The sequence below is a fragment of the Gemelliphila asaccharolytica genome, assembly GCF_001553005.1.
Lineage (GTDB): Bacteria > Bacillota > Bacilli > Staphylococcales > Gemellaceae > Gemelliphila > Gemelliphila asaccharolytica.
In genome coordinates this window covers 63,882-87,894 of sequence record NZ_KQ959874.1, presented here as the reverse complement: position 1 = coordinate 87,894, position 24,013 = coordinate 63,882, and the positions used below count along the sequence as shown (strand labels likewise).

Annotated in this window: 19 protein-coding genes; 2 read left to right on the top strand and 17 right to left on the bottom strand. The window is 24.5% G+C overall.

Going from position 1 to position 24,013, the window contains the following annotated elements; translation table 11 throughout:
- Positions 1 to 10: 10 nt before the first annotated feature.
- The 7 genes from pnp to mutS form a co-directional block, all read right to left on the bottom strand.
- Positions 11 to 2,098 (bottom strand): polyribonucleotide nucleotidyltransferase, encoded by a 2,088-nt coding sequence (gene pnp, locus HMPREF1871_RS03355; RefSeq protein WP_066130056.1) that lies wholly within the window; start codon positions 2,096 to 2,098, stop codon positions 11 to 13.
- A gap of 112 nt (positions 2,099 to 2,210) precedes the next feature.
- Positions 2,211 to 3,356: a radical SAM family heme chaperone HemW gene (gene hemW, locus HMPREF1871_RS03350; protein ID WP_232297357.1), complete on the bottom strand. Its 1,146-nt coding sequence runs from the start codon at positions 3,354 to 3,356 to the stop codon at positions 2,211 to 2,213.
- On the bottom strand, positions 3,349 to 5,169 hold the full coding sequence (gene lepA, locus HMPREF1871_RS03345; RefSeq protein WP_066130053.1) for a translation elongation factor 4: 1,821 nt from the start codon (positions 5,167 to 5,169) through the stop codon (positions 3,349 to 3,351). Before lepA ends, hemW begins: the two co-directional genes overlap by 8 nt.
- Before the next feature lie 12 nt (positions 5,170 to 5,181).
- Positions 5,182 to 5,973 carry a RecX family transcriptional regulator gene (locus HMPREF1871_RS03340; protein WP_066130050.1) on the bottom strand — a complete coding sequence of 264 codons (792 nt, stop codon included), beginning with the start codon at positions 5,971 to 5,973 and terminating at the stop codon, positions 5,182 to 5,184.
- On the bottom strand, positions 5,973 to 6,881 hold the full coding sequence (miaA, locus tag HMPREF1871_RS03335; protein ID WP_066130048.1) for a tRNA (adenosine(37)-N6)-dimethylallyltransferase MiaA: 909 nt from the start codon (positions 6,879 to 6,881) through the stop codon (positions 5,973 to 5,975). Before miaA ends, HMPREF1871_RS03340 begins: the two co-directional genes overlap by 1 nt.
- A gap of 6 nt (positions 6,882 to 6,887) precedes the next feature.
- Positions 6,888 to 8,771: a DNA mismatch repair endonuclease MutL gene (gene mutL, locus HMPREF1871_RS03330; protein ID WP_066130046.1), complete on the bottom strand. Its 1,884-nt coding sequence runs from the start codon at positions 8,769 to 8,771 to the stop codon at positions 6,888 to 6,890.
- 16 nt (positions 8,772 to 8,787) lie between these two features.
- On the bottom strand, positions 8,788 to 11,289 hold the full coding sequence (gene mutS / locus HMPREF1871_RS03325; protein ID WP_083505630.1) for a DNA mismatch repair protein MutS: 2,502 nt from the start codon (positions 11,287 to 11,289) through the stop codon (positions 8,788 to 8,790).
- A gap of 245 nt (positions 11,290 to 11,534) precedes the next feature.
- Here mutS and HMPREF1871_RS03320 point away from each other — a divergent pair, with 245 nt between their 5' ends.
- Positions 11,535 to 12,677, top strand: coding sequence for an FtsW/RodA/SpoVE family cell cycle protein (locus tag HMPREF1871_RS03320; protein ID WP_066130045.1), 1,143 nt, complete (start codon positions 11,535 to 11,537; stop codon positions 12,675 to 12,677).
- A gap of 34 nt (positions 12,678 to 12,711) precedes the next feature.
- On the opposite strand, the gene HMPREF1871_RS03315 is transcribed toward HMPREF1871_RS03320, so the two are convergent.
- The 3 genes from HMPREF1871_RS03315 to HMPREF1871_RS03305 are packed head-to-tail and all read right to left on the bottom strand — an operon-like array spanning position 12,712 to position 15,628.
- Positions 12,712 to 12,996 carry a hypothetical protein gene (locus HMPREF1871_RS03315; protein WP_066130043.1) on the bottom strand — a complete coding sequence of 95 codons (285 nt, stop codon included), beginning with the start codon at positions 12,994 to 12,996 and terminating at the stop codon, positions 12,712 to 12,714.
- 8 nt (positions 12,997 to 13,004) lie between these two features.
- Positions 13,005 to 13,874, bottom strand: a complete 870-nt coding sequence (locus HMPREF1871_RS03310) for a 2-oxoacid:ferredoxin oxidoreductase subunit beta (RefSeq protein WP_066130041.1) — start codon at positions 13,872 to 13,874, stop codon at positions 13,005 to 13,007.
- Positions 13,874 to 15,628, bottom strand: a complete 1,755-nt coding sequence (locus HMPREF1871_RS03305) for a 2-oxoacid:acceptor oxidoreductase subunit alpha (RefSeq protein WP_066130039.1) — start codon at positions 15,626 to 15,628, stop codon at positions 13,874 to 13,876. The genes HMPREF1871_RS03310 and HMPREF1871_RS03305 overlap by 1 nt, the downstream gene beginning before the upstream one ends.
- A gap of 142 nt (positions 15,629 to 15,770) precedes the next feature.
- Between HMPREF1871_RS03305 and HMPREF1871_RS03300 the strand changes: the two genes are divergently transcribed.
- Positions 15,771 to 17,015, top strand: a complete 1,245-nt coding sequence (locus HMPREF1871_RS03300) for a replication-associated recombination protein A (protein ID WP_066130037.1) — start codon at positions 15,771 to 15,773, stop codon at positions 17,013 to 17,015.
- Between the two features lie 177 nt (positions 17,016 to 17,192).
- On the opposite strand, the gene prmC is transcribed toward HMPREF1871_RS03300, so the two are convergent.
- The 7 genes from prmC to HMPREF1871_RS03265 all read right to left on the bottom strand — a co-directional run bounded on the left by prmC (position 17,193) and on the right by HMPREF1871_RS03265 (position 23,990).
- Positions 17,193 to 18,035 (bottom strand): peptide chain release factor N(5)-glutamine methyltransferase, encoded by an 843-nt coding sequence (gene prmC, locus HMPREF1871_RS03295; RefSeq protein ID WP_066130034.1) that lies wholly within the window; start codon positions 18,033 to 18,035, stop codon positions 17,193 to 17,195.
- On the bottom strand, positions 18,035 to 19,117 hold the full coding sequence (gene prfA / locus HMPREF1871_RS03290) for a peptide chain release factor 1 (RefSeq protein WP_232297359.1): 1,083 nt from the start codon (positions 19,115 to 19,117) through the stop codon (positions 18,035 to 18,037). The genes prmC and prfA overlap by 1 nt, the downstream gene beginning before the upstream one ends.
- Before the next feature lie 14 nt (positions 19,118 to 19,131).
- Positions 19,132 to 19,713 carry a thymidine kinase gene (locus tag HMPREF1871_RS03285; RefSeq protein WP_066130030.1) on the bottom strand — a complete coding sequence of 194 codons (582 nt, stop codon included), beginning with the start codon at positions 19,711 to 19,713 and terminating at the stop codon, positions 19,132 to 19,134.
- 59 nt (positions 19,714 to 19,772) lie between these two features.
- Positions 19,773 to 20,021 carry a type B 50S ribosomal protein L31 gene (locus tag HMPREF1871_RS03280; protein WP_066130028.1) on the bottom strand — a complete coding sequence of 83 codons (249 nt, stop codon included), beginning with the start codon at positions 20,019 to 20,021 and terminating at the stop codon, positions 19,773 to 19,775.
- 119 nt (positions 20,022 to 20,140) lie between these two features.
- Entirely contained in the window at positions 20,141 to 22,495 is a 2,355-nt protein-coding gene (gene priA, locus HMPREF1871_RS03275; RefSeq protein WP_066130026.1) for a replication restart helicase PriA, read from the bottom strand.
- An 8-nt stretch (positions 22,496 to 22,503) separates the two neighbouring features.
- Entirely contained in the window at positions 22,504 to 23,676 is a 1,173-nt protein-coding gene (gene coaBC, locus HMPREF1871_RS03270; protein ID WP_066130024.1) for a bifunctional phosphopantothenoylcysteine decarboxylase/phosphopantothenate--cysteine ligase CoaBC, read from the bottom strand.
- Positions 23,677 to 23,687: 11 nt separating this feature from the next.
- Positions 23,688 to 23,990 carry a DivIVA domain-containing protein gene (locus HMPREF1871_RS03265; RefSeq protein ID WP_066130022.1) on the bottom strand — a complete coding sequence of 101 codons (303 nt, stop codon included), beginning with the start codon at positions 23,988 to 23,990 and terminating at the stop codon, positions 23,688 to 23,690.
- Positions 23,991 to 24,013 lie beyond the last annotated feature (23 nt).

Genomic DNA, 24,013 nt, shown 5'->3' with positions numbered 1-24,013 from the left:
ATATTCCTTCCTAATCTTCAAAAACTACTGCTGCATCAACTCTTCCTTTTTCATCTATTTTTATAACTTTAACTTTTATACTATCTCCTAATTTAACAACATCCTCTACTTTATCTATTCGTTTTTTAGATAATTTTGATATTCTAACTAATGCATCTGTACCAGGGAATAATTCTACAAATGCTCCAAATTTTTCAATTCTTCTCACTGTAGCTAAATATTTTTCTCCTATTTCAGCTTCCCTAACAATTTCATTAATTATTTTAATTGCATTTTCTATTTCTTCTATATTTAGAGAACTTATAAATACATCACCATTTTGTTCTATATCTATTTTCACACCTGTTTTTTCTATAATTTCGTTAATGGTTTTTCCACCTGATCCTATAACATCTTTTATTTTAGCAGGTTTTATTTTTATTGTTTTTATTTTAGGAGCGTATTTTGATACATTTTTTCTTGGTTCAGAAATTATCTTATTCATATGCTCCAATATTTGAAATCTTCCTTCTTTTGCTTGTTCTAAAGATTCTTTCAGTATGTCTCTGTTTATACCATCTATTTTTATATCCATCTGTAGAGCTGTTATCCCATCTTTAGTCCCAGCAACTTTAAAATCCATGTCTCCTAAATGATCTTCCATTCCTTGAATATCTGTAAGAATAGTATAATTTTCTTCTTGTTTTACTAATCCCATAGCTATTCCTGCTACCTGTTTTTTTATTGGCACTCCTGCTGCCATTAATGCCATAGAAGAAGAACATATTGTTGCTTGAGAACTAGAACCATTAGATTCTAGTATTTCAGAAACCACTCTTATTGTATACGGAAATTCTTCTTTAGACGGAATAACTTGGCTTAAAGCTCTTTCTCCTAGTGCACCATGTCCTATTTCTCTTCTTCCTGGAGCTCTACTAAAACCTATCTCTCCCACTGAAAAAGATGGAAAATTATAATGTAACATAAATCTCTTATTTTCTTCTAAAGTAAGATCGTCTATTATCTGCTCATCTGATATATTTCCTAATGTTACTACCCCCAAAGATTGAGTTTGACCTCTTGTAAATAGAGCCGACCCATGTGCTCGTGGAAGGATATCAATTCTTGATTCTAATGGTCTTATCTCTCTAATACCCCTACCATCTGGTCGTCTTTTATTTTCTATAATCTCTCTTCTAACTTCATTTTTTACAATTTTATCAAATGCTTTCTGTACTTCATTTATAACTATATCAAAATCTTCTTCTTTATTTTCATATAATGATATAATTTCATTTTTTATGCTAGATATCTGTTCATCTCTTGATTTTTTATCTTTAATCATTATTGCTTTTTGTATTTTATTAATATAATTTAAATATATATTATCATATATTTGATTATCTATTTCTTTTATAAGCACTTCGATTTTATTCTTACCTATTTCTTCAATTATTTTTTCTTGAAATTTTATTAATTTTTTTATTTCTTCATGGCCAAACATTATTGCTTCTAGCATAATATCTTCTGAAACTTCTTTTGAACCTGCTTCTACCATATTTATAGCATCTTTTGTTCCAGCTACTTTCAAATCTATAAGTGAATTTTCTAATAATTCAACATTAGGGTTAATTACAAATTTATTATTTACATAACCTACAGTAACACCAGCAATAGGCCCTTTAAAGGGAATATCTGAAATAGATAAAGACAACGAACTTCCTAGCATGGCAGCCATTACAGGATCGCAATCGTATTCAACAGATAAAACTGTAGAGGTTACTTGGATTTCATTTCTAAATCCATCTTCGAAAAGTGGTCTTATAGGTCTATCTATTAATCTAGCAGCTAAGGTTGCTTCATAACCTGCCCTACCTTCTCTTCTCAAAAAACCACCAGGGATTTTCCCAACTGAATACATTTTTTCTTCATAATTGACTGTAAGTGGGAAAAAATCGACATCTTTAGGTTCTTTTGAAGATACTGCAGTTGTTAAAACAACAGTTTCTCCATATCTAATTAAAACTGCAGCATTTGCTTGTCGAGCCATTTCTCCTATTTCTGCTACTAAAGGTTTTCCACACCATTCAGTTTTATATACTTTTTTATCTTCAAACATAGTTCTTCCTTCCATATTTTAAGTTTGTTATTATACAAAATCACCATTTTATTATACTATTTATAAAAACAAAATACAATAAAACTAAAAATATTATTAATTATAAAATAAGCTAAAGAATGATAAAATCAGAAAAAACATCATTACCATTAAACAATCCCTTATATTCAAATTTTAATATAGAATCTTTCAAAACTAAATTTCCATTTGATAGATGTTTAAAAATTGTTTCATTATAAATTTTTCTGCAATCAATATGATATTTTTCATCTATGTTATCAAGATTAACACCTTTTAATAATCTTAAACCTAGAAAAAATTCTTCTTCTACCTTTTCTTTTAATGTTAGTTTATTTTTTTCAATTATAGCATTATTCTTTTTATTTATTTCATCAATATAAAATTTAACAGATGCTATATTTCTGTATCTTACGCCATTTATATAGCCATGTGCTCCAGCTCCTACTCCATAATATTCCATATTTCTCCAATAATTTGTGTTATGTATACTCTCAAATCCTTTTTTAGAAAAATTACTTATTTCATATTGATTAAATCCATTTTCAGAGAGAGTCTTTATAACATATTTATACATATTTAATTCTACTTCGTTGTCAGGTAAAATTATTTTATTTTTTTTTACTTGATTGTATAATTTTGTTCTTTGTTCTAAAATTAATGAATAGCAAGATATATGTGAAATATCATATGACAGTATTTCTATTATACTTTTCTTTAAATCTAGCATAGTCTGATTAGGTAATGAAAACATTAAATCAATATTAATGTTATTTATACCTACTTTTTTTAAATTTTTCACTGCATTATCTACATCTTTTTTACTATGTCCTCTCCCTATGGACTTTAGAATATCTTCATTTAATGTCTGAACACCAATACTTACTCTATTAACTCCATATTTTTTTAGTATTTTAATTTTTTCAATAGTTAAATCTTCAGGATTAGCTTCAAACGTATATTCTTTTATATTATCTATATTAATATTTTTTTTTATTATTTCTAATAATTTTATAATTTGAGAAAATGATAAAGAGCTAGGTGTTCCCCCTCCAATATATATTGTTATAATATCATCATAATTACCTATATTATCTATCTCTTTTACCAAACAGTCTATATATTCATCTACAGGTTGATTTTGTATATAAAACTTGTTGAAATTACAATACGTGCATATATATTTACAAAAAGGTATATGTATGTATATACCTTTTAAATTTCTCATTATATTATTCATTATCCATTTTTAAAACTGCCATAAACGCATCTTGTGGCACTTCTACACTTCCTACAGATTTCATTCGTTCTTTACCTTTTTTTTGTTTTTCTAATAATTTTCTTTTTCTACTTATATCTCCACCATAACATTTCGCCAATACATTTTTTCTAACAGCTTTTATTGTTTCTCTCGAGACAATTTTATTCCCAATAGCTGCTTGAACTGGTATTTCAAATTGTTGTTTAGGAATTAATTTTTTTAATTTTTCAACTATTACTTTTCCTCTTTGATAAGCAAACTCTTTATGAACAATAAAGCTTAAAGCATCTACTTGCTCTCCATTTAACAATATATCCATTTTTACTAAATTACTATTTTGGTATCCACTCATTTCATAGTCAAAAGATGCATATCCTTTTGTACTAGATTTTAATTGATCAAAAAAATCAAAAACTATTTCCGATAATGGCATATTATAAATTATATTAACTCTAGTGTCATCGATATAATCCATATTTTTAAAAGTACCACGTTTTTTCTGGCAAAGTTCCATAACAGAACCTACATATTCATTAGGAACCATTATACTTGATTTAACTATAGGCTCTTTTATTTGATTTATTTTTTGAGGATCTGGCATTTCTGAAGGGTTAGAAACATCTATTTTTGTTCCATCAGTCAATTCAATTTTATAAATAACAGAAGGAGCTGTTGCAATAATATCAATATTGAATTCTCTTTCTATTCTCTCTTGAATTATCTCCATATGCAACATTCCTAAAAAGCCACATCTAAAACCAAATCCTAAAGCTTGAGATGTTTCAGGATCATACTGAAGCGATGAATCGTTTAATTCCAATTTTTCTAATGCCTCTCTGAGATCATTATATTTAGAAGAATCTATAGGGTATAATCCACAATATACCATAGGATTTAATTTTCTATATCCTGGTAAAGGTTTTGATGCTGGATTATCTGCAAGTGTTATAGTATCTCCTACTCTAGTTTCACTAACATTCTTTATTGATGCACATATGTATCCTACATCACCAACTGTCAATTCTGGCACTTCTTGTTCTTTAGGATTATGTATTCCTACTTCTGTTACTTCAAAAATCCCTCCAGTTGACATCATCAATATTTTATCTCCAGATTTAATACTACCATTTTTTATTCTAACTGAGATAATGACTCCTCTATATGGATCATAAACAGAATCAAATATTAATGCCTGTAATGGTTCATCAGATTTTCCATTTGGAGATGGTATTTTTTCTACAATCTGTTCTAAAATATCGTCAATTCCAATCCCAGCTTTTGCTGAACAAAGAACTATATCATCAGTAGGCAATCCTATGACATCTTCTATCTCCTTTTTAACGCGTTCTGGATCTGCTGCTGGCAAATCTATCTTATTAATTATAGGTATGATTTCCAAATCATTATCTAAAGCTAAATAAACATTAGCTAATGTTTGTGCTTCTATTCCTTGAGCTGCATCTACAACCAGAATTGCCCCTTCGCAAGCTGCTAACGATCTTGATACTTCATAAGTGAAATCAACATGTCCTGGTGTATCTATTAAGTGAAATATAAAATTTTCTCCATTTTTTGCAGTATATTTTAATTGAACTGCATTCAATTTGATTGTTATTCCTCTTTCTCGTTCTATATCCATAGAATCAAGAAGCTGATCTTTCATTTCTCTACTTGTTACAGATTTAGTTTTTTCTAATATTCTATCTGCTAAAGTTGACTTTCCATGATCTATATGTGCTATTATAGAAAAATTTCTGATTTTCTTTTGTCTTATATCTCTTTTATTATCCATATATATTTTCCTTTAAACTTGTATATTTAAAAAATAATCTTGTATTTCTCCATATGAGAACCCATCTCTCAAAAGTTTCTCAACCAATTTTTGTTTTAAAATTCTTTTATCATGATATTTATTACAAAATTTATTATATGCTTTGTTATAATATTTTTCAATTATATATTTATCGCAGTTTAAATTTTCCAATTCGTTTTCTATTGAATTAAATGCATAATTTATTTTATCAAATGAATAGCCGTCTAAATAAAGTTTATGTTTTATTTTTTGAATTTTTTTATTATTTGGTATTTCTTTATTTCTATAATTTTTTTCTATTTGTTCTATAATATTTTTTATTTGTTTTTCATAAGTACATATTTCATCAATAAAATCATCTACATATTCTTTAAAAACACCTTTATTTTTGAGCTTCATCTTTATGTAATTAGGACCTTTCTTTCTAAAACAAAAATATTCTTCTATAAAGGTTTTTGAATAGTTACTGTCATTTATATATCCACTATCTTTTAACCTTTTTATAGAATAAGAAATATTATCTTCAGATATATTTTTTTTTCTTAAATATTTAATCATTTCTAATTCTGTTCGCATACCATAACTAAGATAATTTAATCCACTCTTGAATGCTTGTTCTTTTGATTCATCTAATAATATATCTGAAATTTTTTTTTCATCGATATTAATTTTTTTAATTATATTATTTTTTAATAATGTATCCTCTGATATAAAAATAGGTTCACTATCCTCAAATTCTATTTTATACTTACTTTTTAATTTCTTAATATTTTTTATTTTCATTATTTTCCCTCTAAAAAACATCTTATATCATTAAAAATTGTTTCAATATTTAGATTATTTGCGACATCATACCAATTAGTATTAAACATCTTATTTTTGTACCATGTTATTTGCCTTTTTGCATAATTTCTTGTATTCTTTGATATTAATCCTTTTATTGTTTCAATATCTACATTTTCAGATAATATATAAGATATCAATTCTTTATACCCTATGGAATTCATAGGTTGTATTTTATATCCATAATTATTTATTATTTCTTGTACTTCTTCTATTAATCCCATTTCAAACATTTTTTCAACTCTTAAATTAATTCTTTCATATAGTTTTTTTCTATCCATATTTAAAACTATAATATAAGGATTAAATTGATTATATATTCTACATGATCCCATATTTTCAGTTGTATTTTCTTTTTTGTTGAGAACATAATTATAAGCATTAATAATTCTTCTATGATTATTTTTATCTATTTTTTCATAGGTTTCCAGATAATTTTCTTTTAGATATTCTAACATTTTATATATACTTATATCATCTTCTTTATTATGCTTATCATAATTAGCAAATTTATAATCATATAATATTGCACTCATGTAATATCCAGATCCCCCAATTAATAATGGAATTTTCTCTCTAAAATAAATATCTTTAATCTTATTTCTAACTAATTTTTGAAATTCAAATACTGAAAATTTATCTTTAGGGTCTAAATAATCTATAAAATGATGTTTTATTCCAGACATTTCTTCTTTTGATATCTTTGCAGATCCTATATCAAATTTTTTATAAATTTGTACACTATCAATAGAAATAATTTCACAATTATATTTTTTTGCTATTTTTATGCTTAATTCTGTTTTCCCTACTGCAGTAGGTCCTACTATAGCTATTATTGGTATTTTCATTTTTTCCTAAACTATCCTTTTGAACATCTTTTCTAAATCTTTTTTTCTGATTTTTGAAATAACAGGGCGTCCATGTGGACAAGTAAAAGGATTTTCACAACTATATAAGTCATTTACTACCTTTTGCATTTCTTCCACTGTAAGAAATTGATTTGCTTTTATAGACGATTTGCAACTAATCATTGCTATAGCATCATTCCTTAATTCTGATATTCCTATATTTTTATTAAAAGACAATTTTTCTATTATATTTTTTACCGTGAATTCTTCATCTACTTCGATCCAAATAGGAACTTCTCGTAAAATATAGTTATTTTCCCCAAACTCTTCCAAATTAATTCCTAATTCTTCTAATTTAAATAAAATCTCTTTAATTTTTGGAATTTCTTGAATTTCAAAATTAATTATTATCGGTATCAATAATTGTTTTACTTGCTTTTTAAGTTTCAAAAAATTTTTTTGATTTTTTTCAAAATTATACCTTTCTTGTGCTGCGTGTTGATCTATTAAAAAAAGGTCTTCATCTGCTTGTGCTAATATATATGTTTTAAAAATTTGTGCAAGGATAACTAAATTAGGTAATGATTTATTAACATCTTTTTTTATAAATTCAGGTGTTTTTTCTTTGTTTTCATATGCGAACACATCTTTTTCTTTTTTTTCTACATATTCTTTTTCACATTCTTTTTTATCTAAAGTTGAAAATCCATTAGTTTTATTTATAATAAAATTAAAATTATCTCGACTTAATTTTTCATTATTATCCTTATTATTTTCATCATAATATTCTTTATCTTCATTTATATAAAAAGATTTATTAAAGTCCTCATCAAAATCTGTCTGAAAATAATTATATTCATTTTTTTTTCTTACCAAATTATTCAATCCATTTGGTATATATATATTACTTTTTAATCTCTCTTTTATTTTATTTTCTATTAAAAAAATTAAATCTTTTTCCTTTGATAATCTTACTTCTTGTTTTGTAGGATGTACATTTACATCTACTAATGATGAGTTCATATTAATATTTATAACTACTATGGGATATCTATTTTTCATAAGAAAAGTTCCATATGCAGAAATAACAGCATTTTGTATTAAATAATTTTTTATATATCTACCATTCACGAATATATTTATATAATTTTTATTTGCTCTAGTCTGTTCTGGATTAGAAATATATCCTATTATTTCATAATCATCATTTCTTGTCTTAAATTCCAGCATACTTTTTGCTATATTGTAATTATATACCGAAGATATGATTTTACTTATATTTCCATCTCCAAATGTCCTAAACATAACTTTATCATCTATAATGACTTCAAAAGATATATTTATATACGATAACGCTAATTTGTTTATTATATTTAATATATTAGCTTGTTCTGTATATTTACTTCTTAAATATTTTAATCTTGCAGGAGTATTATAAAATAAATTTTTTACTTTTATATCTGTACCATTTATGGGCGGACAATAAGTATTTTTTACTATTTCTCCTCCCTTTATTAGCAAACTTTTTCCTTGCTTTTCATGTTTAGTGCTACTATTAATTTCTATTTCACTAACAGATGAAATACTTGCTAATGCTTCTCCCCTAAAACCTAAAGTATTTATATGGAATAAATCATAATCATCTATTATTTTACTTGTTGCATGTCTAGTAAATGCCTTTTCTATATCTTCATTCAAAATACCTTCTCCATCATCTACTACTCTTATTTCTTTAACACCAAATTCTTTTATAATTATTTTAATATTTTTACTACCTGCATCAATAGAATTTTCTAAAAGTTCTTTTACTACTGAAGCGGGTCTTTCTACTACTTCCCCAGCAGCAATTTTATTTGAAAGTTCTTTTGACAATATATTTATTTTTCCCATTTATCTCCTAACTATTTTATAAACTTTTTTTTAATTCATCTATTATTTTTATTGCTTGCAATGGTGTTGTATTCATTATATCTACTGATTGCAATTTTTTAGCTAAATTTCTATATTTGTCTTGTGATGAATTATTTTGACACATACCTAATTCACTTTTTTTATTATAATTAAATTTTTTTGAATCATTCTCCAATTTTTTTAATATTTTGTTAGCATTAGAGATTATTTCGTCAGGAATATTAGCAAGTTTTGCGACATGAATACCATAGCTTTTTTCTATTGCTCCTTTTGCTACTTTATAAAGAAAAATTAATTCTCCATTTTCTTCTTTTGCAGTCACATGAATATTTTTAATTCCATTGTTTTTTCCCAGTTTAGTTAATTCATGGTAATGTGTAGAAAATAATGTCTTGCATTTTATTTTAGTATTTATATATTCTAAGATAGCTCTTGCTAATGCAATACCATCATATGTCGAAGTTCCCCTACCTATTTCATCAAATATTAATAATGAATTTTCTGTTGATTCTACCAAAGCGTTTTTTGCTTCAATCATTTCTACCATAAAAGTAGATTTGCCACCAGCTAAATCATCAGAAGCTCCTATTCTTGTAAAAATTTTATCAAATATAGGTAAATTTGCTTTACTACATGGTACATAAGAACCCATTTGTGCCAGAATAACTATAAGTGCTAATTGTCTCATATACGTTGACTTCCCTGACATATTAGGACCAGTTATAAGTAATATATTATCATCAGACTGCATTTTAAAATCATTTTTTATATACACATTATTTTCTATCATTCTTTCTACTATTGGATGTCTTGCTTCGTTTATATCTAGTTTTTTATTAGAATTAAAAGTAGGTTTAGTATATCCATATTCCTCAGCTACTGACGATAAGGATATATATACATCTAATTCACTAATAAAATTAGCTAATATTTGTATTTTTTTTACATATTTTTTTACTTTTTCTTTAACACTATTAAATATATTTGTTTCGAGTTCTTCTATTTTTTGATTTGAATTAATAATATACTCTTCCAGTTTTTTTAAATCTTCAAAAATGTATCTTTCACAATTTGAAAGAGTTTGTTTTCTTATATATCCAAAATTTTCGATATTTACATTTTTTAAACTTGTTTTTGATATCTCTACGTAGTATCCAAAAACTTTATTAAAACCTATTTTTAAATTTTTTATACCTGTTTTTTCTTTTTGCTCTTTTTCTACATTTAGCAACATTATATCAGCATTTTTTTTTGCATCTTTATATTTATCTAGTTCCTCATTATATCCATATTTTATTATATTACCATTTTTTAATACTTGTCCTGCTTTATCATCAATTGCATTATCTAAAAGTAATAAAAGCTCTTCAGGTAATATAATTTTTTCATTTAATATATTTATTTCTTTTTTATTAATTATTTTTAAATTATTTTTTATTTCAGGTATTTTTTTTAAGCTATTCTTTAAATTTATCAATTCCTTTGGCGTTATTAATCCATAAGATATTTTAGAGGATAATCTTTCAATATCACAAATATCATTTAATTTTTTTTGCAATTCATATCTAATAAAAAATTCATCTAAAAATATAGAAACAATTTCTTGTCTATTTTTTATTTTATATATATCAATTAAAGGGCTTTCTATCCATTGCTTTAATTTTCTTGATCCATGTGATGTCTTGGTCTTATCTATAACTGATAATAAAGAACCTTTTTTAGAATTAGTGTTAATATTTTGTATTACTTCCAAATTTTTTAGAGAATAGCTAGTCATGTATAAATATTCATTTTTGTTATATATTTTTACATTTTTAAAATTTTCCACACCTATAGATTGTGTTTTTTCTACATAATTATATAAATTATTAATTAAAGTTTTTATTACTTCATCTGTTATATTTTCTGTATTTTTATATCTTAAATTTTTTTCTATTTCCTTATTTGTTACATATTTATCTGTAAAATTTATACCTTTTATATTTATATTAATTAACTCTTTTATGTTATTCTTATTGATTTCGTCCAATAATGACATTAAAGATTTTAATATTATTGCTTTTACATCCGCTGTCATTATATCTATACAAATAAGATAATATTTTTGATATTCATAATATATTAAACCTATATAATTATTTTCATTTAAATTCTTATAATCCATATAGGTACCAGGAGTTATAACTTGAATAACTTTTCTTTCAACTATTTTACCTACTCCTGGAGGCGATACTTGCTCACATATAGCAATTTTATATCCTTTGTTTATTAATATATCTATATAACTATTTGCAGAATGATATGGTACTCCACACATTGGAATCTTATTTTTATTCCCTGCATCTCTACTTGTTAACGTTATCTGCAATATCTTGGATGCATCTATTGCGTCATTAAAAAACATCTCATAAAAATCGCCTAATCTATAAAACAAAAAACAATCCTGATAGTTTTTTTTAATTTCCAAATATTGTTCTACCATTGGTGTATATTTCAAAATATTACCTCTTTTTCATATAAGTATTCATTATAAACATTTTTAATTTAATATTAGCCAAATGCTACTTTTATTATAAATAATATAAAGTCAAAAATCTAGTAAAATAAAATATCCTTGTTAAAATTAATTAATTTTATATAATTTAATATTTCCTTGACAAACAAGTTGTTTTTTCGTATTATTTCTTTATAAAACCAACAAGATATATTAAAGTATTATTTTTTTAGTAAAAGGAGCTAAATATGAAACAATTTATCTTTTCAAAAGGAAATTTTTCTTTTTTAATATTTTATTTTTTATTTTCAATTATAAGTATTATTTCTATATTTTTAGCTGAATATAATAATAACAAAATTTCCATGCTTTTTGTAAAACAGTTATTCTTTTATATATTAGGTTTTTTTATACTATATATAATTCAAAAAATTAATATTCATACTTATAAAAAAATAAGTATACCTTTTTTTATATTAACAATAATAATTTTAGTTATACTATTGTTTTCATCTAACACTATAGCTCCTGAAGTAAATGGTTCTAAAAGTTGGTTTAATTTTAGTTTTTTTAGTATTCAGCCTTCTGAAATTGTAAAAACTTCTACTGTTTTAATGATGAGCTATCTTATTTCTCAAAAACATTTTAAATTAACATCTGATATAATAAAATTATTTGAAATTATTCTTATCATTATGGTGCCATTTATACTAATAACAAAACAAAATGATATAGGGAATGCATTATTTTTTTTATTTTTATTTTTAATCTTAACATTTATTGTTTGTGAAAAAAATAAAATTTCTTTAATTATTTATTCTATAATTTCTTTTATTGTTTCTCTATTTATTTTCCTTTCCATCTACTTTCCTAAGTATTTAACAATTTTTGGATTCAAAAATTACCAAATTAAAAGAGTAAATTCTTGGATTTTTCCTGAAAAATTCACTCAAAATTTTTCTTATCAAATAACCCAAATAATAAATGAAATGTCAAAAGGTAAGCTTTACGGTACATTTAGTAAAAATATTAACTATATAGACGAACAATATAACGACTTTATTTTGTCAATTATTGCAAAAAATTTTGGATTTATAGGTGCTACATTTTTTATTTTTATTTTTTTCGTTTTTATTTATAAAATATTACGTATTTCTAAAAAATGTGAAAATGGAACTTTTTATTATTATTTTCTATTTTTATCTTCTTTTTCCTTTTTATTTGGTTTCATTTTTAATACATATTCTACTACTTCACTAATTCCTGTAATAGGAGTTAGTATCCCCTTTATCAGCTACGGAGGAAGTTCTTTAATTAGCAATACTATATTACTAGGAATAATTATTAAAATAAATAATACAATATACAAAGAATTAAGTAATGATAACTAATTCTTTGTACATTGTACAACTTCAATTTAGTATTTTAATTTTTATTTGTTTTTTTTATATAAACTATACTATTTTTAAATTTATTAAAAATAACTTCATAATTCATATTTTCATAATCGGAAAATCCAAATTCTAGATATGTATTTTTTGGTACATTATAACTCCAACTATCTTTTATCTTATATCCTTTTTGAAGAATTTGTTTTTTACATTCATTTATTGAATTATCAAAATCATTTAATACTTTTGTTTTTTTATATACTAAATATCCAGTAACAATTAAAACAAATAAAATGCACACTCTATTTTTATTTTTCACTTCTTCTCCTATCTAAAACAATCACACATTTTTTCAATAATATCATTTTTTACGCTTATATCCATTTTTGAAATGGGTAAATTTTCACTAAATCCTGGTATTTTTTTTTCAAAAATTTCTTTTTTTTCATTTTTATATATTACTCCAGTTATTAAATTATTATATTCATCTATTACCTTATATGCATTATATTTATCACTAATATCATAATCAGTCAAATTATCTAAATTAGTTAAATGTTGTTTAAACCAAAGAGGAGTATTTTTATAATTATATGTATGACAAGGACTAAATACATTAACAATAGAAAAACCTTCATGCGATATGGCTTGCTCAAATATATTTACCATTTGTTTCATATTTCCTGTAAAAGCCTGTGCTACAAAAGTTGCTCCCATAGATAATGCTAATCTAGTAGGAAATATTGGCTCATCTGTAGCACCCTCAAGAGAAGTAGAAGTAATAAATCCTAAATCAGATCTAGGAGATGCTTGTGCTTTAGTCAATGCATATAATTGATTATCCATTACTATATATGTTATGTTAATATTTCTTCTCATAGCATGAATAAAATGTCCTACTCCTATTGCATAGCCATCTCCATCGCCTCCCATTGCTATTACTGTTAAATTCTTATTAGCTAATTTTATCCCTTGAGCTACTGGTAATGCTCTACCATGCAACCCTTGAAATCCGTACGCTCTTGTATAACCGCTAATTTTACCTGAACATCCAATCCCTGCAGAAATAACTAAATTATGAGGTTCTATTCCTAAAGACACCACAGCTTTATTTAGTCCAGCTAATACCGAATAATCTCCACAACCAGGACACCAATCAGGTTTTTCTCCATTTCTATATTCTTTTAAAGTAACCATTATAATTTTATTATCCCCTTTTTCAATTCATCTATTATTTCATGTGTATAAAATATTTCGCCACTATATTTTCTTATACTATTTAATTCAAAATCTAGTTTTAAGTCATTTTGTAAAACAGTTTTTAATTGTGCATTATGATTATGTTCTACTATATATACTTTTTTATACATACTCATAATTTTTTTTATATTTTTATCTACTGGAAATATTTGTCTTATATGTAGCGTATCACAAAAAATATTTTCTTTTTTTAAAATTCTACACACCTCGTCAATGGTACTACATACAGAGTTTATCCCTACTAATAAAATATATTTTTCTTCATTATGTTTATTATAAAAATAAGTATTGTCTATTTTTACAGATAAAATTTTTTCCATTCTTTTAGATGTTTGTAACTTTCTCATTGTCGGATTTTCTGAAGGAAGTCCATACTCTGAATGCTCAGAACTATTTGCATTATGTATTCCTCCTATTTGTCCTGGTATTGCTCTATTAGATACTAAACTATCTAAGCCATATCTTTTAAAATAAATATTTTCTTTTTCATTCAAAACTTCCTTATCAGAAAGTAATTTTCCTCTATTTATCTTTATATTTGAAAAATTAAAATTAGATATAGTTTCTTTATTCATAGATAATTGCTGATCAGTAAGAACTATTACTGGAGTTTGATACATTTCTGATATATTAAAGGCATCACACATGATATAAAAACTATCTTTTACTGATGTTGGAGCTAAAACTATTCTTGAAGAATCTCCCATACCTCCATATGTTGCAAATAAAATATCTGATTGCTCCATTTTTGTAGGCATCCCTGTGGCTGGCCCCCCTCTTTGTGCATCATATATTACAGCTGGTTGTTCACTTATAGTAGCTAAGCCTAAAAATTCTGTCATAAGTGCTAATCCAGGACCAGAAGTTGCTGTCATAGACCTTACTCCAGCAAAGTTTGCTCCAATTACAACTCCTAATGCTGATAATTCATCTTCTGTTTGAATATACGCTCCTCCTACTTTGCTTATATTTTCAAACATATATTCCATTACTTCTGTAGCTGGAGTTATTGGATATCCAGCAAATAGCCTACAACCTGCTGCTATTGCTCCTATTGCTGCTGCATGATTTCCCATAATCCACATATTATTTTTTTTGTTTTTTACTAATTTTTTCAAGAAAAATTCGTCATTAATATTGTTTTTTTTCATATAATCAGCCATTAAATCATATCCTACTTCAAATGCTTTTATATTATTATCAACAACTGCTTTACCTTTACTTGAAAATTTATTTTCTATCATTTTTTTAAAAATGTTTATATCAATATTTAATAATTTAGAACATATTCCTAAAGTAAGAACATTTTTTATTATAGTATTATCTATTTCTTTTGCTAGAGCTGTTATTTCAAAAATAGCAATTTTACATTTCATTTCCTCTGGAATTACAGGATTTATTTTTTTATCGACAATTACAATACTTTTTTCATGTAATTCGCTTATATAATTTTCTAACGACTCTTGATCAAAAGCAACCAAGATATCTGTTTTATACTCTATAACGTTTGTTTTATTTTCTGATATACAAATTTTACTATTACTATGTCCTCCCTTAATTCTACTTGAGAAATTTCTTGTAGAACACATATTATACCCTAGAGAGTTTATAACTGTAGAAAAAATTTCTGAAGTACTTTCAAGACCTTCTCCTTGTTCTCCACCTATTTTCCATGAAAGTTTATTAATCATTTAAATCTCCTCTTAAATAGAAATTATTAATATAATATTTTATTGGTTAGAAAAATATCATTTACATTGATACAATAATATGATATTATATTATCATATCATATTTAAAATTTTTTTCACTTAATAAGAAAGGAAATATAATATGAGTCTGATAAATAGTATAAGACCAAAATTAATAAAAGATATTGTAGGGCAAAAACATTTAATAGGGGAAAATAAAATTTTAACTAAAATTGTACAATTTAAAGCCATGTTTTCTTTTATATTATATGGGCCTACAGGTACTGGTAAAACTTCGATAGCTATGTGTTTAGCTAACGAACTAGATTACAAATTTAAAATATTAAACGCAGTAAATTGTACAAAAAAAGATTTAACTGACATAATATATGAATCTAAAAATTTTAAGAAAATTCTATTGCTTATAGATGAATTTCACAGATTGACAAAACCTATGCAAGACGTCTTATTACCAGAAATAGAATTTGAAAATATTTTTATTATAGGATGCACAACACATAATCCCTATCATTCTATATCACCTGCAGTAAGATCAAGATTAAAAATATTTGAATTGAAACCTATTAATTACAATGAAATTTCTGATTATCTAAAAAAAATATTTAATAACAAAGATATTTTCAATAAAGATATAAAAATTTCCGATTCTGTTTTTAATTTAATTTCTAAAAGTTCATCTGGTGATTTAAGATTTGCACTTAATTCCTTAGAAATAATATATAATTTATCAAATAATAATGAAAATATTGATATAGAAACTTTTAAAAATTTCTCATTATGTAACTTTAAAAAATATGATAAAAATGAAGATTATTTTTATAATACAATAAGTGCATTACAAAAATCTATAAGAGGTAGTGATGTTAATGCAGCATTATTTTATCTAGCTTTATTAATAGAAAGTGGAGATCTTGAAATTATATGCCGTAGATTATTAGTTATTTGTTATGAAGATATTGGACTTGCAAATCCTAATATAGGACCTTTTGTGTATAATGCAATAGAATCTGCTAAATCTTTAGGATTCCCTGAAGCAAGAATACCCCTTTCTAATGTAGTAATACAAATGTCGTTATCTAAAAAATCTAATACTGCAATAAAATCAATCGATAAAGCATTAAAAGTCATTAAAAATAATCCAGAGTTTAATATTCCTAATTATTTAAAGGATAATCATTACCTTGGTGCAGAAAATTTAAAAAATGGGGTGGGATATAAATTCCCTCATGACTACAAATATAACTATGTTTATCAAGAATACTTACCTAATAATTTAAAAAATGAAATTTTTTATGAAGTTAATCAAAATAACAAAAATGAAAAAAGTTTATATTTATATAATGAATTTTTAAAAAAATTAAAATAAAAATAAATTAATAATCGATTTTTACAATAGAATATATTAAAAGGTTAGTTTTTATAAATAAAAACTAACCTTTTATAACAACTAAAAATATATAAAATGAATTATCAATAGAATTTATATCTAAAAAATGACTAATCGAATATTATAACCAGAAAATATAATATTATCAAAAATATACTAAAATATTGGCCTTAATATTGCAATTCTATCTAACCCGTTCAAATCCTTTATTACATTTATATTATAATTATATTTTTTTGCTAGATTCTTTATAAATTCCCCTTGTGTACACCCTATTTCCAAAAAAATAACTCCATCATTGTTTAAATAACATTTAGCATCTTCCAATATTTTTCTATAAAAATACATTCCATTTTCTTTTGCAAATAGTGCTATATGTGGATCATAATTCAAAACATTTTTTTTTAATTTATTCTTATCTTCATACGATATATAAGGAGGATTAGATACTAATATATCATATTTATTTTTTATATTATCGAAAATATCAGATTCAATGAAATTTATATCAGCATCTAAATTAATAGCATTTTTTTTTGCTACTTCTAATGCTTTTTTTGAAATATCTGAAGCAAATATATCTGTTTCAACTTCAATTTCTTTTTTTAATGTTATTGCTATTATTCCACTACCTGTACATAAATCTAATATTTTGTAATATTTATTATTACAATCTTTTATATTTTTTAAAATTATATAAACTAATTCTTCAGTTTCCATTCTTGGAGAAAGAACAGAACTATTTACCAAAAATTTTCTTCCATAAAAGTAATCAAATCCTAAAAGATGACTTAAAGGTTTATCTTCTTCAATATGCTCATTTAAAAGTAAAAAAAACTTATTTACTTCTTTTTCATTCAAAAATTTATTGATATTTTTTTTGAATTGCTGAGGATTTTCATCTAACAAATACATGAGTAAAAAATTCGATAAACTTACTTCTTTTCCTGATTTGTACAAAAGAAAATTAGCTTTTTTTAAAGCTTCCTCTCTTTTCATTACAGAGAATTACCTTTATTTAATTCTTTCATTTTTTCTGTTTGTTCTGCTATTCTCAAAGCTTCCATTATCTCATCTAATTTCCCTTCCATTATTTGATCCAATTTTTGAAGTGACAAGCCTATTCTATGATCTGTAACTCTATTTTGTGGATAATTATATGTTCTTATTCTTTCCGATCTATCACCTGTACCTACTTTTGATTTTCTTTCCGCATCAAATTTTTCTTGTTCTTCTTGTTGAAATTTATCATATACTCTAGCTCTTAAAATCTTCATAGCTTTTTCTTTATTTTTAATTTGGGATCTTTCATCTTGCATAGATACCACAATTCCTGTAGGAATATGAGTAAGACGAACAGCTGACATTGTAGTATTGACTGATTGTCCTCCTGCTCCTGATGATGCAAATGTATCAACACGAATGTCATTTTCATTTATATTTACTTCAACTTCTTCAACCTCTGGTAATACAACTACAGTTGCAGTTGAGGTATGTATTCTTCCACTAGATTCAGTCGTAGGAACCCTTTGAACTCTATGTGCCCCACTTTCAAATTTCATTTTAGAATAAACTTCTTCTCCTGACACAGTAAATATTGCTTCTTTTATACCACCTATACCTATTTCAGAATACTCTAAAATTTCTATCTTCCAACCTTGTGATTCTGCATACTTTGTGTACATTCTAAGTAAATCTGATGCGAATAATGCAGCTTCATCACCTCCTGCTGCTCCTCTTATCTCAACAACAACGTTTTTTTCATCATTAGGATCTTTTGGCAACAGTAAGATTTTTAATTTTTCTTCTAAAGGATTTATTTTATTTTCTAATTCTTTAACTTCCTCCTGCATCATTTCTTTCATGTCTTTGTCATTCTCTATATCTAATAACTCTTTTATTTCTTTTATTTGTCTTAATATATCTTTATATTCTCTAAAAACAAATACAGTTTTTTCTATAGATCTTTGTTCTTTTGACAATTCCATTAATTTTTTTGAATCGCCTATTATATCTGGATCACTTAGTAGTTCATTAAGTTTCTCATATCTTTCTTCTACTATTTCTAATTGTGTTAATATTTCCATTATTACTCCTAATCATATTTTATTTCATGGCAATGTCTACATCTAGCTTCATAAGTCTCACTTGCTCCTATAACAACAATTGGATCATTATATTTTGCTGGTAAACCATTTATCAATCTTTGACTTCTACTAGCTTCTCCACCACATTTACTACAAACTGCATGCAACTTTGTTACAATTTCACTAATAGCCATTATTTCAGGCATAGGGTGAAATGCCTCTGCCTTAAAATCCATATCTAAGCCAGCTACTATAACTCTAATACCTATTTCAGCTAAATAATTTATTACTTTTATAATATTATAATCAAAAAATTGTATTTCATCAATTCCTATAATATCATATTTTTTATTTTCAATATAACTATAAATTTCTTCGGAACTAGATATAGCTACAGAATCAAAAGTGTTTCCATTATGCGTAGAAATCTTATCAACATTATACCTATCATCTATCTTAGGCTTAAATAATAATATTTTTTGTTTTGCTATAAGCCCTCTTTTTATCCTTCTAATTAGTTCTTCTGACTTTCCTGAAAACATACTCCCACATATGCATTCTATCCAACCTATTTCTCTTTTTTCAAACATTCATATCTCCAAATAAATTCTTAATATAGAATAAAAACAGACAAAAAATATTGTCTGTTTTAATTTTTGATTCCATATTTTTTATTGAAACGTTCAACTCTTCCATCTGCTTGTGCAAATCTTTGTCGACCTGTGTAAAATGGATGTGTATCAGAACTTATTTCAACTTTAATAAGAGGATACTCATTTCCATCTTCCCACTTAATTGTTTCTTTTGATGGCTTTGTAGAACCACTTAAAAATTTAAATCCACTTGTAGTATCCATAAATACTACCTTTCTATAATTTGGATGTATTCCTTGTTTCATTTTTTCTTCCTCCTGCCCTGAACATTTATAATATGAACAGAGTTATTTTTGTGACTATTCACATACTAGAATATTATAATAAATAATACAATAAAAATCAAGTATTTTATATGTTATTTTTATATATAATCTAATGGTTCATCGTCTATGATTATATATATTTGTTCTTTACCATATAAATCTAAAAAATAATTTTTAATATAATTTAAAAGTGAATGCACTTTTTTATAAGATTCTTCATTATACTTTACAAAAATATTCATGGTATATTCATTATTTATTTTATAAAATGTACTCTTTGTTGGACCCAGTAGCTTATCTTTTTCATAATGTTTATATAAAAAATTATAAACTATTTTTGAAATAATATATGTTTTTTTTTCCACTGATCCCTTTATTTTAATTAAAGAAATTTTGCAAAACGGTGGATAATTTATTAATTTTCTTCTTTTTATTTCATAATCATAAAATTCTTCATAATCATTTAATAATGCATATTTTATTATATTATTATACTCTGTAGTTTGAACGATAACATCACTTTTTTTTCTACTTCTTGCCGTTCTCCCTGCTGTTTGAGTTAATAATTGAAATAATTTTTCATTTGATTTAAAGCTTGGAAATGATATAATGCTATCTACTGAAAGAATTCCCACCAAAGTTATATCTGGAAAATCTAAACCTTTTGATATCATCTGAGTTCCTAAAAGAATATTTCCTTTTTTATTTCTAAAATCTAGCAATAATTTTTCATGCATCCCTTTTCTATTAGTAGTGTCCATATCCATTCTTATTATTTTAGCACTACTAATTTCTTTATATATAAAGTCTTCAATTTTTTGAGTTCCGTAAGAACCAGATACTAAATCTATATTACTACAACATTTTTCTATATCTTTTATTCTTTTTTTATAACCACAAAAATGACATTGTAGAGTTTTATCATATTTATGATAATTTAAACTTATATCACAATTTTTGCACTTATAAACATGACCACAATTAAAACATCTAATGAAATTTGTATACCCTCTTTTATTTATAAATAGTAAAACTTGATTCCCTTCATCAACTACTTTTTTTATTTTACATATTAAATTTTGCGACAAAATTTGTTCTTTATTTCTTATCAATTCTATTTCTACATTAGGTCTTAATCCGCTGTAACTTCTTTCTAACTTTAGTAAATTTTTAGGATTTTTTGTTTTAAAATGATAATAATTTTCTATAGACGGTGTCGCACTAGCGTATACTAAGGTAGCCTTATTATAAATAGCTCTTTTTTTTGCAACATCCTTTGCATTGTATCTAGGATTATCTTGTTGTTTATACGAATCTTCATGCTCTTCATCTATTATTATAAGAGATAAATTATTAAATGGTGCAAAAATAGCCGATCTTGTTCCTATACATATATTAACTTTTCTATCTCTTATTTTTTTCCATTCTATATATCTTTCTTTTTTTGTTAATCTTGAATGTAAAACAGCCAAATTTTCACCAAAAACCTGTCTAAATTTATATTCTGTTTGGGGGGTTAAAATAATTTCAGGAACTAAAATTAAAGATTCCTTACCCAATTTTAAACATTCATTAACCAATTGTATATAAATCTCTGTTTTTCCTGATCCTGTAACACCTTTTATTAAAAATTCCGAGAATTTTTTTTCTTTTATTGTATCTTTTATACTATTAAATATTTTTTTTTGTTCACTATTTAAATTTTTGTCATTATTATAATATCTTTTATTTATATTTTTTTCATCATTAATTTCTATTTCTTGTATTATTTTTTTATCAATTAATTTTTTTATAACACTATATCCGACATTTAAAGTACTCTTTATTATTTTTTTTTCAGCTATATTATATTTCAATAAATAATTAATAACTTCTTTTTGTTTTTTAGTTAATTTTTCATTTAAAGCTTCGTCTTTTAAAATTATATATTTTTTTTTCGATTTTTTTAATTGTTCTTCTACAATACTTATTTGCTTTATTATTTTTTTTGATAAAAGTGTTTCTATTTCTTCTTTTGTAATAATCTTCTCCAAAGTGTCTTTTTTTATGACATTATTTACAAAATAGTTTTTTAAATTAAATATTTCTTTACAATTTATTATTAATTTATAATATTTTTTATACTTATTTTTGAAAATATTAGGTAGCATTGCTTCAATTATCTGAATTTGGCTACAATACAACTTATTTGAAAGTTCTTTTGATAACAATATAAGTTCTTGATTCAAGACATTAAAATCATCTTTAATTCTTTTTATTTTTTTTATTTTTGAAGTATCAAAATCAACATTTTCAACCTGATTAATTACATACCCTTGAATTAATCTTTTTCCAAATTCAACTTCTACTCTATATCCAATTAAATTTTGTCCATCATATTGAATAGGGATTTCATAATAATACATTTTATTTACATTACTATTTTTTATATCAACTATAACTTGGACAAACATAATATCTCCTAATTATTTTTTAATTTTTCCAATAAAATTTTAGCAATTCTTTTTTTAGAAGTTTTTTCTATTTTCATTACATTATAATTTTTATCTATTATAAAAACTTCATTATCATTAGTTCCAAAACCAACATCTTTTTTAGATACATCATTTGCTACTATATAATCTAAATTTTTATTTTTTATTTTCTCTTTTGCATATTCTATAACATTATTTGTTTCAGCTGCAAAACCTACTAAAATTTGATTTTCCTTTTTGTTTTTACCTAAATATTTTAATATATCTTCTGTTCTTTCCAATTCTATTTCTAAATTTTCTAATTGCTTTTTCACTTTTTTATCATACGTTATTACTGGTCTATAATCAGATACTGCTGCACTTTTTACTATAATATCTGCATTATCGCTATATTTTTTTACAGCTTGAAACATTTCATATGCACTTACAATACTAATATGTTTTATATTTTTTAAAACTGGTTTGTAATTCGTAGATGAAATTAAAATTACTTTTGCTCCTTGCATAGCAAATTCTTCTGCTATAGATATCCCCATTTTCCCTGAAGATGGATTTGAAATATATCTAACAGGGTCTATATACTCTTTAGTTGCCCCTGCAGTTACTATAACTGATTTTCCTATAAAATCATTGTTTTTAAATATTTCATCAATAATATCTTCTATATCTGGTAGCTTCCCTTTACCTACATCTCCACAGGCTAACTCTCCTTCTGTAGGTGAAATAAAATTATAACCTAATTGTCGTAATTTATAAATATTACCCTGTGTTATAGGATTTTCATACATATTAGTATTCATTGATGGACAAATATAAATTTTTGAAAAATCATTTATAGCTGATATAAAAGTAGTAGCCAAATCATCAGATATCCCTGAAGCAATCTTTGCTATTATATTTGCTGTTCCAGGTACAACTATTACTTTATCTGCCCATTTATTTAAACTTATATGTTGTATCTCTTTTTTATTTTGTTCTACAAATGTATCTGTATACACATAATTTGATGATAATGTTTGAAATGAAAGCTCTGTTACAAATTTAGTGGCATTTTCTGTCATAATAACCTTAATATTATGCCCATCTTTTTTTAATTTTCTTACTAAATCTAATGATTTATATGCTGCTATTCCTCCAGATACTATCACTATTATATTCATTTTATCTCCTATTACTCGTTATTTTTTCCAAATACTGCTTGTTCTAATCTAGATAATCTTTTTAATATATCAATATTATTAACAGTAGGAACTGCATGATCTATTTCTCTATTAGATGATTTTAAAGCACTTATTTTAATTTTCAAATTTTGGTTTTCTATTTCCAATTCCTTTAGTTTTATTTGCATTTTTTCAATTTGCATATAATCTTCTATTATTAAATCTAAATAATTATTTATATCTTCTATATCATATCCCTTATCTTTACTAATTTTAAATTCTTTTTCATATATTTCTCTTGCTGTTAAATTCATGGTTAAAATCTCCTATTCCTATA